This window comes from Arthrobacter sp. B1805, from assembly GCF_002929745.1.
GTDB lineage: Bacteria > Actinomycetota > Actinomycetes > Actinomycetales > Micrococcaceae > Arthrobacter_D.
Genome location: NZ_PJIQ01000014.1, coordinates 35,441 through 48,345 on the forward strand (window position 1 = coordinate 35,441; position 12,905 = coordinate 48,345).

8 protein-coding genes and 1 pseudogene are annotated in these 12,905 nt (G+C 67.2%); 5 read left to right on the top strand and 4 right to left on the bottom strand.

All coding sequences use genetic code 11. The features are described 5' to 3' along the window. Window positions 1-49: 49 nt before the first annotated feature. A complete protein-coding gene (locus CXQ96_RS14350; protein ID WP_104118703.1) occupies window positions 50-1,126 on the top strand; it encodes a biotin/lipoate A/B protein ligase family protein in 1,077 nt (358 codons plus the stop codon). On the opposite strand, the gene pepN is transcribed toward CXQ96_RS14350, so the two are convergent. Continuing rightward, window positions 1,111-3,720, bottom strand: a complete 2,610-nt coding sequence (gene pepN, locus CXQ96_RS14355; protein WP_104118704.1) for an aminopeptidase N — start codon at window positions 3,718-3,720, stop codon at window positions 1,111-1,113. The genes CXQ96_RS14350 and pepN overlap by 16 nt on opposite strands. 109 nt (window positions 3,721-3,829) lie before the next feature. On the opposite strand from pepN, the gene CXQ96_RS14360 reads away from it, so the two are divergent. The 3 genes from CXQ96_RS14360 (at window position 3,830) to CXQ96_RS14370 (ending at window position 7,251) form a co-directional block, all read left to right on the top strand. Then, window positions 3,830-5,398, top strand: a complete 1,569-nt coding sequence (locus CXQ96_RS14360; protein ID WP_104118705.1) for a circularly permuted type 2 ATP-grasp protein — start codon at window positions 3,830-3,832, stop codon at window positions 5,396-5,398. Window positions 5,399-5,476: 78 nt separating this feature from the next. Further along, window positions 5,477-6,403, top strand: coding sequence for an alpha-E domain-containing protein (locus CXQ96_RS14365; RefSeq protein WP_104118706.1), 927 nt, complete (start codon window positions 5,477-5,479; stop codon window positions 6,401-6,403). Then, window positions 6,400-7,251, top strand: coding sequence for a transglutaminase family protein (locus tag CXQ96_RS14370; RefSeq protein ID WP_104118707.1), 852 nt, complete (start codon window positions 6,400-6,402; stop codon window positions 7,249-7,251). The genes CXQ96_RS14365 and CXQ96_RS14370 overlap by 4 nt, the downstream gene beginning before the upstream one ends. 96 nt (window positions 7,252-7,347) lie before the next feature. Here the strand turns inward: CXQ96_RS14370 and glgC are convergent. Beyond that, window positions 7,348-8,613 (bottom strand): annotated as a pseudogene (gene glgC / locus CXQ96_RS14375) (glucose-1-phosphate adenylyltransferase); the annotation flags it as partial. 129 nt (window positions 8,614-8,742) lie between these two features. On the opposite strand from glgC, the gene glgA reads away from it, so the two are divergent. Beyond that, window positions 8,743-9,936: a glycogen synthase gene (gene glgA / locus CXQ96_RS14380; protein ID WP_104118709.1), complete on the top strand. Its 1,194-nt coding sequence runs from the start codon at window positions 8,743-8,745 to the stop codon at window positions 9,934-9,936. A 26-nt stretch (window positions 9,937-9,962) separates the two neighbouring features. On the opposite strand, the gene CXQ96_RS14385 is transcribed toward glgA, so the two are convergent. After that, window positions 9,963-12,092: an acyl-CoA dehydrogenase gene (locus CXQ96_RS14385; RefSeq protein ID WP_104118710.1), complete on the bottom strand. Its 2,130-nt coding sequence runs from the start codon at window positions 12,090-12,092 to the stop codon at window positions 9,963-9,965. After that, window positions 12,089-12,856, bottom strand: coding sequence for a TetR/AcrR family transcriptional regulator (locus CXQ96_RS14390; protein WP_104118711.1), 768 nt, complete (start codon window positions 12,854-12,856; stop codon window positions 12,089-12,091). The genes CXQ96_RS14385 and CXQ96_RS14390 overlap by 4 nt, the downstream gene beginning before the upstream one ends. Window positions 12,857-12,905 lie beyond the last annotated feature (49 nt).

The window sequence follows — 12,905 nt, forward strand, 5'->3', positions numbered from 1 at the left end:
TACCGACACCGCGCCCCCCGAAGGGGCCGGAGCACCCAGGAGACCATTCATGGCAGCAGTATCGGATCCAGGCCGCCTGCACGGGGAGTTCAAGACCCCCGGCGGCAAGCTCACCGCCGTGGACCTCTCGCTCCTTAAGGGACGCCTCGCCGACGTCTCGGTGAACGGGGACTTCTTCCTCGAACCGGACGAGGCACTGCTCGACATCAACGCGGCCCTCGAGGGACTGCCGGCGGATACCGCGCCCGGCGAACTCGCGGCAGCTGTCAGGGCGGGCCTCGATAGCGACGCCGTCCTGTTCGGCTTCTCGCCGGAAGCCATCGCAACGGCGGTGCGTCGTGCCCTGGGACGGGCCACGAGCTTCGCGGACCACCAGTGGGAGATCATCCCGCCGACCCCGCTGTCCACAGCGATGCATGTCGCGATGGACGAGGTCCTCACCCACGAGGTCGGTTCGGGTGTGCGGAACCCCACTGTGCGGTTCTGGGAATGGCAGGCGCCCTCCGTGGTGATCGGCAGCTTCCAGTCGGTGCGCAACGAGGTGGATCCTGGCGGTGCGGAGCGGCACGGGGTGACCGTTGTTCGCCGGATCAGCGGGGGAGGTGCGATGTTCATGGAGCATGGCAACGCGATTACCTACTCCATCTACGTGCCGCAGTCCCTCGTCGACGGCATGAGTTTCGCCGACTCCTACCCCTTCCTCGACGCCTGGGTGATGGAGGCTCTGGAGAAGCTGGGCATCAAGGCCTGGTACCAGCCTCTCAACGACATCGCGACGGAGCTCGGAAAGATCGGTGGAGCGGCGCAGAAACGGCTGGCCAATGGTGGCATGCTGCATCACGTCACGATGAGCTACGACATCGACGCGGACAAGATGCTCGAGGTGCTGCGGATCGGCAAGGAGAAGATGTCAGACAAGGGAACCAGGAGCGCGAAGAAGCGCGTCGACCCGCTGCGTCGCCAGACGGGGAGGACGCGCGAGGAGATCATCGATGTTCTGATGACCACCTTCCGCGAGCGCTACGGTGCCGTGGAGGCAACGCTGTCCGAGGATGAGCTGCGCCACGCCGAGAAGCTCGTCGAGCAGAAGTTCGGCACGGATGCGTGGCTCTACCGCGTGCCCTGAGCCTGGGCCTGGAGGGAGCGCAGCAGCTGGTCCCTCTCCTCGATGACGATCCTCCGGAGCGCGGCCGGCGCCGTCGGATGCGCCGCGAGCCAGTCGTCGGTCCTCACGACGACCGGATGCTCCTCCGGTAGGCCATCGAGGTCCTGGTGCCCCGGATACAGGCCGCGGACGATCCTGCTCGCCATCTCGATGCCGCGCGTGTCCCAGACGCCACGTAGCGCCTCGAAGTACGGTTCCTCGTAGGCTGCGAGCAGCTCGCGCGGACCGAGCGTGAAACCCTCGATCGCCGCACTCAGCAGTTCGTTCGACAGCCGGTCGCCGTGCACGGCTTCGTTCCAGGTCGCCTCCTTGATGCGGGCATCCGGGATCGCTGCGGAAGCGAGGGTGAAGCCCACCCTTCCCGAAGCCGTCGCGTCCGCGGCCCGCTCCGCTTCCAGCTCCCCGGGACGCACGCGCTGCTGGGCGGCGAGACCCTGCAGGAACAGCCACCGCAGCTCGGCGTCGAGGGGCAGCCCGGGGACGGCCTCGTCACCGCTCAGCACCGCCCGGACGACGTCGGCCGCCCGCGGAGCGGTGCGTGCCATGGCTCCGAGAGCGCGCGCCCACGCGAGCTGCAGATCGGAGCCTGCCTCTGCGGAGCGCAGGCCGTCCCACAGGGAAGCACTGACGCGCTCGCGCAGCGCAGGGCGGTGATCCACCGGGGCGAAGCTCTCGACGGCGGTGCGAACATTGGCCAGCAGGACCTGCAGGACGCCCACCCCGGTTTCCGCCGGGGCAGCGAGGAGGACGGCGTCGAGGTATGAGCCCACCGGCAGGCGCGCGTCCCTCGTGCTCGACCAGAGCGCTGTCATGCAGGTGGCGCGGGCCAGGGGATCCTGCACCCGGTGGATCGACGTCAGCAGGGTGGCGAGCGACCGCTCGTCGAAGGAGAGTTTGGCGTAGGTGAGGTCGTCGTCATTGATCAGGAGGAGATCCGGCTGGGCCACTCCCACCAGGGCTGGGACCTCGGTCCGCCCTCCTTCGACGACGACGGCCTCCGCTCCTGTCCGGACCAGCCGGTCCTCGTCGTCGAAGGAGTAGAGCCCGAGCCGGATCCGGTGCGGGCGTGGTTCGTCGAGGCCGCTGACCGGATCGACGGCATCCTGCAGGACAGCGACGCCGGTGAACAGTCCCTCGGCTACCGTGACCTGGGCGGAGAGGGACGGGACGCCGGATGTCTGCAGCCACGAGCGTGACCAGCCTTCGAGATCCTGACCGGTCGCACCTGTCAGCACTTCGAGCAGGTCTGCGAGGGTGGTGTTGCCGTACTCGTGCTTTCTGAAGTACTGCCGTGCGGCCGCGATGAAGGCGTCGCGGCCCACGAACGCCACGAGCTGCTTCAGGACCGAAGCGCCCTTGGCATACGTGATGCCGTCGAAGTTCTGCTTCGCCGCCTCGAGATCGGGCACGTCCGCGACGATAGGGTGCGTCGTCGGAAGCTGGTCCTGCACGTACGCCCAGGATTTCCGGCGATTCGCGAAGCTGACCCAGGAGGTGCTCCACCGCGTCGCCTCCGCTACGGCCAGCGCTCCCATGTAATCGGCGAAGGATTCCTTGAGCCACAGGTCATCCCACCAGGACATCGTCACGAGGTCCCCGAACCACATGTGCGCCATCTCGTGCATGATCGTGTTCGCCCTTGCCTCCCGCTGGGCCTCGGTGGCTGCGGACTGGAACACGTAGTTCTCGGTGAAGGTCACGAGACCGGGATTCTCCATGGCCCCGAGGTTGTACTCCGGCACGAACGCCTGGTCGTACTTGCCGAACGGATAGGGGTAGTCGAACAGGTCGTGGAAGAAGTCGAGGCCGCGCTTGGTCGTGTCGAAGATCTCCGGGGCGTCGAAGGACGAGGCCAGGGAGCGGCGGCAGAACAGCGCAAGGGGCACTTCGAGGCCTTCGCCCGCGGTTCCGGGACGGCCGGTCCACGAGTCGTCCTCCCGGTGGTACGGCCCCGCGAGCACGGTGGTGATGTAGGTCGAGATCCGTCGTGTCGGCTCGAAGGTCCAGAGCGTCGCCGGGGCCCGGGGGCCGTCGACAGTCTCCGTCCGCGCGAGCGCACCATTGGAGGCGACCGTCCAGCCCTGTGGTGCGATCACCGTGAAGGAGAAGGTCGCCTTGAGGTCCGGTTGCTCGAAGGTGGCGAAGACGCGTCGAGCATCCGCCGGCTCGTACTGCGTGTACAGGTAGGTCTCCCCGTCCACGGGGTCGACGAAGCGATGCAGACCTTCTCCGCTCGAGCTGTAGCGGGCTCGGCCGGTCACGGTCACCGTATTGCGCTCGGCGAGATCGTCGAGCAGGATGCGGGCGCCCTCGCGAACGGCCGTCGGTTCGAGCGCGAGTCCGTTGAGTTCCACCGCGGTGACCTCGCCGATGAAGTCGAGAAAGGTGGACGAACCCGGTTCCCGACACGAGAACACCACCGTGGTGGTACTCCGGTAGGTGCCCTCTGCGGGATTCCGCGCGTCCGAGAGGTCGAGTTCCACGGAGTAGCTCTCTGTCGCCAGGAGCGCTGAACGGGCAGCCGCCTCGTCGCGGCGCAGGTTCTCGTTGTCCATCCGGCCATTCAACCACGCACCCTGCGCAGTGTGTTTCGGGCAGGTTAACGGCCAGCGTGCCGGTGTGTGCCTGTGTGTACGAACGCGTGATCCATGGCACTGTTGTCCCATGTCCGAGCTCTTCGCTGACTATGCAGCAGCCGCCCGCAAGACTCCCGCGTTCGACGAGATGTTCGATGTAGGACACCTGCCGCGCACGGAATACGGCCAGGTCGCGGCCGCTCTCGACGAGCTCAACCTGGCGGACGTGACGGCACGCGCAGACTCCATGGCGCGCACCTTCCTCGACCGCGGGGTCACTTTCGACTTCGCGGGGGAGGAGCGTCCTTTCCCGCTCGACATCGTGCCGCGCGTCATCGCGGGCAGCGACTGGGACGTGATCGAGCGCGGAGTGGCCCAGCGGGTCAAGGCGCTCGAAGCGTTCCTCGACGACGTCTACGACAAGATGGCGGTGGTGTCCGACGGCGTCATCCCGCGCCGGCTGATCACGTCCAGCGCCCACTTCCACCGTGAGGTGTCGGGCTTCGCCCCAGCAGGGGGTGTGCGGGTCCACATCTCCGGGATCGACGTCGTCCGTGACCAGCAGGGCATCTTCCGTGTGCTCGAGGACAACGTACGCGTCCCGAGCGGCGTCAGCTACGTGCTCGAGAATCGGCGTGCCATGGCGAAAGGCCTCCCGGAGGCCTTCGGCCAGCAGCACATCCGGCCCGTCGAGGAGTACCCCCGTCGCCTCCTGGCCGCGCTGCGGAAGACCGCGCCCCCAGGGGTCGAGGACCCCACCGTGGTCGTCCTGACCCCCGGAGTCTTCAACTCCGCCTACTTCGAGCACACGCTCCTCGCCGGTCTCATGGGCGTCGAGCTCGTCGAGGGCCGTGACCTGATCTGCCGTGGCAACCGGGTCTACATGCGGACGACGGCAGGAGAGCAGCGCGTCGACGTCATCTACAAGCGCATTGACGACGAGTTCCTGGATCCCCTGCAGTTCCGCGCGGATTCGGTGCTGGGATGCCCCGGTATCGTCAACGCCGCGCGTGCCGGTCTGGTGACGATCGCGAATGCGGTCGGCAACGGTGTCGCGGACGACAAGCTCGTCTACACCTATGTCCCGGACCTCATCCGCTACTACCTCGGCGAGGACCCGATCATCGCCAATGTCGACACCTACCGGCTCGAGGACGCGCCGGCACGTGAGGAGGTGCTCGACCGTCTCGACGAACTCGTCGTCAAACCGGTCGACGGCTCGGGAGGCAAGGGCCTCGTGATCGGCCCGGACGCCTCGAAGGCCGAACTCGAGGTGCTTCGCGCGAAGGTCCTCGAGGATCCGCGAGGCTGGATCGCCCAACCGGTCCTGCAACTCTCCACCGTGCCCACGATGTCCGGCGGGCAGTTCAGCCCCCGCCACGTGGACCTGCGGCCCTTCGCGGTGAACGACGGGGACGAGGTCTGGGTGTTGCCCGGCGGGTTGACCCGGGTGGCCATGAAGGAGGGTTCGTTGATCGTGAACTCCAGCCAGGGCGGTGGATCGAAGGACACCTGGGTGGTCGACGGCGAGGTGCGAGGACCGACGGTTGCCGATACCCCGCAGGAGCGATCCGTCGTCACCGTGCGTGAGCGCACGAGTGTCTGGCCGATCGAGACGAACTGGCAGGACAAGCAGTCGGAGCAGCAACAGCAATGATGCCCGTCGGCTCCCCGCCCGGAGCGGGTGCACCTTCGTCCGCCATACTCGCCACGACCGCCACGGAAGGCAGGCCCCATGCTCAGCCGCATCGCTGAATCACTCTTCTGGATCGGCCGTTACGTCGAGCGCGCCGACGGCACGGCGCGCATCCTCGATGTCCACCTGGAACGCCTCAACCAGATGCCGCTGGCACAGCAGCGGGAGACGTCGAAGCAGCTCCTTGGCGTGATGGGGAGCCGGCCGGAGTCGGACGACATCGACCTCTCGGACCTACTGCAGGCCCTGGCCTACGACAGGTCGAGCGCAACCTCGATCGCCGGAGCCCTCGGCGCGGCCCGCGAGAACGCCCGGCGTGCCCGTGAGACGGTATCCAGCAGTGTGTGGGAGAGCCTGAACACCACCTGGTACGGACTCACCCAGCACCGCAAGGACGTCGTCGGCACCTACCGCTTCTGCCACTGGGTCGTCGAGCGTACCGCCATGGTGCGCGGGCTCTCGGACACCACCATGAGCCACGATGAGTCGTGGCAGTTCCTCGTCCTAGGGCGCAGCCTCGAACGCGCCGACATGACGGCCCGGATGCTCACGACGCACGACGTGCACGCAGCCGGCCTGTCCTGGGTCAACATGCTCCGGTGTGCCGGAGCCTACGAATCGTTCCTGCGCACGCGGCGGGCGTCCTTCGGCGACCAGCAGGCCGCGGAGTTCCTGCTGCTCGACCGTCTGTTCCCGCGTTCCATCGTGTACGCACTCAGCGACGCGGAGAAGTGCCTCACGCAGCTCAACCCCGCGTACCAGCGGGTCGGCTTCATCAACGACGCGAGCCGCATCGTCGGGCAAGCCAGGACGTTCCTGGAATTCCACCAGACGCAGGACCTCATGTCCGAACTGCCCGAGCACATGGAACGTGTCCAGAAAGCCTGTGCCCGGGCCTCGGACGCCGTGTCCCGCACATACTTTTCCCAGGCGGACGAGCTGTCCTGGGTCGGAGAGGTCTCATGACACGCCTACGGATCGAACACCGCACCGGCTACGACTACCTCCGTCGCGTCTCGCTGTCCTACAACGAGGCCCGCATGACACCGCTGACGGATCCGCACCAGGTGGTCCTGGAGTCGACGCTCAAGGTGAACCCGTCCAGTGCCGCCATCTCCAGCTACCGGGACTACTGGGGAACGCGCGTGACGTCCTTCGACGTCCACGTGCCGCACGAGCACCTCGAGCTCACAGCAATTACCACCGTGGAGGTCAGCCGCACGGAGCGCGTCCCGGGGGAGGACGACATCCTGAACTGGCAGGACCTCGCGTCCGATTCGCTGACGAGCGAGTTCTCGGACTGGCTGAGCCAGACGGCGCTCAGCGAACCGGGGGAGGAGGTCCGCGCGCTCGTGGCCGATCTCGCGCAGGAGCGCAATCCCCACGAGGCCGCGCGGGCCGTCTTCAGCTGGCTGCGCACGGAGATGGATTACGTCCAGGGCGCCACCGGCGTCCAGACCAATGCGCAGGACGCCTGGACCGAGCGGAAGGGAGTATGCCAGGACCTCGCGCACGTCGCGATCGGGGCCCTCCGCAGCCTAGGCATCCCTGCGCGGTACATCTCCGGGTACCTGCATCCGCGGCGCAGCGCCGGCATCGGTGAGACGGTTGCCGGGCAGTCCCACGCGTGGGTGGAATGGTACGACGGCGAGTGGCGGGGCTGGGATCCAACCAACAGCGGCCCGGTGAGCGACTTCCACGTCTCCGTCGCACGCGGCCGCGACTACCGGGACGTCTCGCCGCTGAAGGGAATCCTGTCCGGTGGCGGAGGGTCGACGCTCAACGTGACGGTGGCGATCACGCGGGTCGCCTAGCTCCTGCCTGCAGTAACTGATCCGCGTGCATAGACCGCACACCGAAGAGGCCCCCGGCACTGCCGGGGGCCTCTTCGGTGCACTTCTGCCTGCGCGCTATAAGGCCGGATCAGGACGGAGAGCGACGACCTGACCCTTGCTGACGATCGTCAGCCCGGAGTCCGTGACCGCGAAACCACGGCTGCGGTCCAGTTCGAAGTCGACGCCGATCTGCGCACCCGGCGGGATCCGGACGTTCTTGTCGATGATCGCCCTGCGCACCACCGCGCCGGCTCCGACGTTGACCTTGTCCAGGAGCACGGAGCCCGTCACCTCGGCGGACTCGTCGATGAAGACGTCTGTTGCCAGGATGGAGGACTGTACGGCTCCACCGGAGACGACGACACCTGCCGAGACGATCGAGTCGTGTGCCTCGCCGGGCCGGCCCGACGCGCTGCGGACGAACTTGGCCGGCGGCGAGACGCTCTGCCGCGTATAGATGGGCCACTGCAGGTTGTACAGGTTGAACAGCGGCAACGGGGAGATGAGATCCATGTTCGCGTCGTAGTACGAGTCCATGGTGCCGACGTCGCGCCAGTACTGGCGGTCACGGTCTGTAGCACCCGGGATGTCGTTCATGGTGAAGTCGTAGACCGCGGCGTCATTGCGCTCGACGAAGTAGGGGATGATGTCCCCGCCCATGTCGTGCTTCGTGTCCAGGCGCGCGGCGTCGTCCTCGAGCGCCTTCAGCAGTGCATCGGTGGTGAAGACGTAGTTGCCCATGGAGGCGAGGAAGCTGTTGGGATCGTCGGGCAGACCCGGAGTGGTCTTCGGCTTCTCGACGAAGGCGGCGATGCGCCCGGGGTCGTGCTGATCCACCTCGATGACGCCGAACTGGTCCACGAGGTGCATAGGCTGCCGGACGGCTGCAACACTCACGGACGCGCCGCTCTTCACGTGGGCGTTGACCATCTGCTCGAAGTCCATGCGGTAGACATGGTCAGCGCCGATGACCACCACGATGTCCGGCTGGGCATCGTGGATGAGGTTCAGGGACTGGTAGATGGCGTTGGCGCTGCCGAGGAACCAGCTCTTGCCCCGACGTTGCTGCGCGGGCACGGAGGCGATGTACTGGCGGAGCTGCGTGGACATCCGCCAGGTCTCGGAGATGTGCCGGTCGAGGCTGTGGGATTTGTACTGCGTGAGCACCACAATCTGCAGGTACCCCGAATTGACGAGGTTGGAGAGGGCGAAGTCGATGAGCCGATAGCTTCCGGCGAACGGCACGGCCGGCTTGGCCCGGTCCGCGGTCAGTGGCATGAGGCGCTTGCCTTCGCCGCCAGCCAACACCACGGCGAGTACTTTCTTAGGTGCCATTGAGACCTCCCGCTCTTCTTTGAGTGTTCTGCAATCCCGACCGGTGGTTCGTCGAGCGTAGGTCCACACATCCCCGGAACCTTTCCGGTCCACTTCACACTAGAGGACTCCACCGCACTGCACTACGTTGAGATAGTGCGAGTAGACATTGTGACCAAGGAGTTCCCACCCGAGATCTATGGTGGCGCGGGGGTGCACGTCGCCGAACTGAGCAGGGTCCTGGCGCCGCAGGTGGATCTTCGGGTCCACGCATTCGGCGCTCCTCGGCCCGAGGATTACCACGGCGCCTCGGTGCTCTCCTACGGCGTTCCCGAGGGTCTGGGCGGCGCCAATGCGGCGGTGCAGACCCTCGGCACGGACCTCCAGATGCTCGGTGCCATCGGGGGCACCGACCTCGTGCATTCGCACACCTGGTACGCCAACATGGCAGGGCACCTCGCGTCCCTCCTCCACGGCGTCCCGCACGTGGTGAGCGCACACAGCCTGGAGCCGCTACGCCCTTGGAAGGCCGAACAGCTCGGCGGCGGGTATGCGCTGTCGTCGTGGGTGGAGAAGACGTCCTACGAGGCTGCCGCCGCAGTGGTTGCCGTATCGGCGGGCATGCGGACCGACATCCTCCGTAGCTATCCCGATGTCGATCCGGGCAAGGTGCACGTGGTGCACAACGGGATCGACGTAAATCAATGGGCGCGTGACGAGAACGACGACGCGCTTCGGGCCCACGGCATCGACCCCGACCGTCCGAGCGTGGTCTTCGTGGGCCGCAACACGCGGCAGAAGGGTGTTCCGTACCTGCTCCGCGCGGCCGCACACCTGCCGTCCGACGTACAGCTCGTCCTGTGCCTCGGTGCAGCCGACACGCCGGAACTCGCAGCAGAGACCGAGGTGCTGATCTCGGAACTGCGGGAGCGCCGGGGCTCGGTGGTGCTCATCGAGAGGATGCTGCCGCGGCGCGAGGTCGTCCAGATCCTCAGTCACGCGACCGTCTTCGCGTGCCCGTCCATCTACGAACCCCTCGGCATCGTCAACCTCGAGGCGATGGCCTGTGGTGCCGCCGTCGTCGCCTCGGCGACGGGAGGAATCCCCGAAGTCGTCGACGACGGCGTGACCGGCACCCTGGTGTCGCTCGAGCAGGTCCAGGACGGGACGGGCACCCCTCTGGACCCGGAGAAGTTCGTGGCGGACTTCGCTGCCGCGCTGAACGCGCTCGTGGGAGATCCGGGCAAGGCCGCCGCCATGGGAGCAGCCGGGCGCGAGCGCGCCGAGAGGCACTTCGACTGGGGCTCCATCGCCGAGACCACGCTGGGCGTCTATCGCAGCGTCCTCTGACGCGGGCGACGGCGGTCCGGCGAGGTCTAGCTCCTGCGGCGGGGCGTGGCCGCCTTCTTCGCCTTCTTCTCCTTCTTGTCCCTTGCCGCCCGGGCAAGGAGCGTCTTCTCGTCGATCGGAGCGTCACCGCTGGCACGACGTCGGCGCGTGTACTCGGCGGCTTCCGACTGGCGCTGCTGCTCGGCTCCCGTCGCGACGGCGGATCGGAGGTGTTCCTGCCCGTATCCGAAGGCGTCGACGAGGTCGAGGGCGTGCGGTCGGATCTTGACGAGCAACCGGTTGATGTAGCCGTCCAGCGTCCGCGCCCGCTGTGCTGACAGGCGGCCGTTCATCAGGAACCAGGCGAGGTCCTTCTCGATCAGGCACAGGCCGAACAGGTCCCGGAGGCGCGTGAGGACTTCCCGCGTCCCGGGATCGTCGACTTGCTTGAGCCCACGGGTGAACGCCTCCCACTGCAGCAGTTCGGCATGGGCGTGGGCCACCTCGATCAGTTCGTTCTGGTGCTCGTTGAAGAGCGCGGCGGCCTTTTCCTGGGACATACCCTTGGCCCCGCGCAGGACGGCGGCCAGGGCGGCGACGCGTGACTGCACGCGGTCCGACAGCAACTCGTGCTGGGTTCCCTCGTCACGGAGCGCCTTCGCCGACTTCTTCCCGGACCCGGAATCGGCGACCGTCTGAGCGACCCGCCGGAGACCGGAGCGGTGCAGGGTCCTTCCCGCCGCCTGCGACACGGCGTAGCGCGCCAGAACCCCGAAGTCGACGCCCTTGAACTCCTTGGCGTAGTCGGTGAGCAGCCGCTTGGCGACGAGCTGCAGGAGGACGTTGTTGTCGCCCTCGAAGGTGACGTACACATCGAGGTCGGCGCGCAACGAGGCGAAGCGGTTCTCGATGAGGAAGCCCTGACCGCCCGTGGCCTCGCGGCACTCCTGCAGCGTGTCCAGGGCCAACCAGGTGCTCAGCGGCTTGAGGGCGGCAGCGAGCGTCTCGAGGTCCTGGCGGTCCTCGTCGGTGTCGTGCTCGCCCGAGAAGACGTCGTCGAACTTCTCGAGGAGTTCCTCGTGGGCGAAGGATGCGGCGTAGGTCGCGGCGAGGCGCGGCAGGAGCCGGCGCTGGTGCCGCTGGTAGTCCAGCAGCACCTCTTCCTTGAGGTCGGACGACGCGTTGAACTGGCGACGCTGTGTGGAGTAGGTGATGGCAGCGGCGAGCGCGAGTTTGCTCGCGGCGACGGCAGCACCGTCGAGGGACACCCGACCCTGGACCAGGGTGCCGAGCATCGTGAAGAAGCGGCGACCGGGAGAGGCGATGGGCGAGCTGTAGGTGCCGTCCTCGGCCACATCGCCGTAGCGGTTGAGCAGATGGGTGCGGGGGACCCTCACATCGGTGAAGTGCAGGCGTCCGTTGTCGATTCCGTTGAGGCCGCCCTTGATGCCGTCGTCCTCACCACCGACACCGGGCTTGAACGTCCCGTCGTCGTTGCGCAGTTCCACGTAGATGCCGTGGACGCCGTGGTTCACGCCCTTGGTGATGAGCTGCGCGAACACGACGGCTGCCCTGCCGTCGATGGCTCCATTGCCGATGTAGTCCTTCCACGCTGCGCGGAAGGGCGTGTTGATGACCAGCTCGTCCGTGGTGGGGTCGAAGGTCGCGGTCGTGGCGATGCTGGCCACGTCGCTGCCATGGCCCGTCTCAGTCATCGCGAAGCAGCCGGGGATCTCCATGGTCATGATGCCGGGAAGCCAGGCCTCGTGGTGTTTCTCGGTGCCCAGGTGCATGACCGCCGAGCCGAAGAGTCCCCACTGCACGCCGGCCTTGATCTGGAGCGACGGGTCGGCCACCACGAGCTCCTCGAAGCCCGCGACGTTGCCGCCGTGGTCGTCGTCCCCGCCGAAAGCCCGGGGGAAGGCGCGGTGGACGGCCTTCTGCTCGACGAGGTAGTGAAGCTGGTCGAAGCACCGACGGCGGTGATCGTGGTGCGTCAGCCCCTCGATCTTGTGCACTTCCGGGCGTCCGGCGAGTTCGCGGGCGGTGCGGCGGACGTGTGCCCACTTGCCCAGGAGCAGCTCGCCGAGCTCCGCCGTGTCCACGATGGCCCGCTCATCGTCCCGGATGTCGACCGTCGCGGGAATCTGCTGGGGCGTCGAGAGGGTCTGCGTCATGGCGTGACCTTTCCTGGTCGTCGAGCGGGTTCGGGGGAGAGTGAGGCGCTGGGTGGAGCGAGCGATTCGTACCGGCTGATGCCGTCGAAGAGCCAGGCCGTGATGTGCCGTGCCATGAGTTCCTCGCTCGGCTTGTCCGGCCCCTCGGGCGAGGAGAGCCAGTGCTCACCGGCGGCACGCACCATGCCGATCGCCGCCGCGGGCCAGTACTCGGGTGCGGCATCGTCCGGTCCGGCGGGCCGCTCCGGAGAGAGGAGATAGGCCCTCATCGGCCGCGAGATCATGGCGGTGATCGCGGCGAGGAAGTGGGCGAGCGTGTCCTGCCCGCCGTCATCGCCCGGGTTCGTCTCGGTGATGCCGGCCCGGGTCACGAAGGCGTAGACGTTCGGGGAGGTCTGGGCCATCTGCAGGTAGGCCAGCACCATCGAGTACAGCCCCTCGCGGGGCGTCGACGCGGCCTTGGCGGCGTCGAGCACCTTCTGCTGCATCTGCCCGATGACCACCTCGGCCATGGCCCGCTGCAGGCCGGTCTTGTCGCCGAAATAGCGGTAGTAGACGGATTTGGAGGTGTCCGCGGCTGCAGCGATGTCCTCCATCGATGCTCCTGGGCCGAGAGCACTGACTGCGCGCCTTGCTGCCTTGATGAGTTGCCGCCGACGCTCCGACCGGTGCTGCTCCCATCGGCTCGACCGTCCGTCCTGCGCGGGCGCCCGACCATCAGTCGCCTTCGGGGAGGCGCTCTTCAGGGTGGCGGCAAGCTTCATGATACCCAGCGTATCAGGTACGCTAGGTATCGGTAATCCACCCCTCGGA

Excerpts from the sequence above, each read along its gene's own strand:
- CXQ96_RS14350 (WP_104118703.1), top strand. The coding sequence starts at position 50 with ATGGCAGCAGTATCGGATCCAGGCCGCCTGCACGGGGAGTTCAAGACC.
- pepN (WP_104118704.1), bottom strand. The coding sequence starts at position 3,720 with ATGGACAACGAGAACCTGCGCCGCGACGAGGCGGCTGCCCGTTCAGCG.
- CXQ96_RS14360 (WP_104118705.1), top strand. The coding sequence starts at position 3,830 with ATGTCCGAGCTCTTCGCTGACTATGCAGCAGCCGCCCGCAAGACTCCC.
- CXQ96_RS14365 (WP_104118706.1), top strand. The coding sequence starts at position 5,477 with ATGCTCAGCCGCATCGCTGAATCACTCTTCTGGATCGGCCGTTACGTC.
- CXQ96_RS14370 (WP_104118707.1), top strand. The coding sequence starts at position 6,400 with ATGACACGCCTACGGATCGAACACCGCACCGGCTACGACTACCTCCGT.
- CXQ96_RS14385 (WP_104118710.1), bottom strand. The coding sequence starts at position 12,092 with ATGACGCAGACCCTCTCGACGCCCCAGCAGATTCCCGCGACGGTCGAC.
- CXQ96_RS14390 (WP_104118711.1), bottom strand. The coding sequence starts at position 12,856 with ATGAAGCTTGCCGCCACCCTGAAGAGCGCCTCCCCGAAGGCGACTGAT.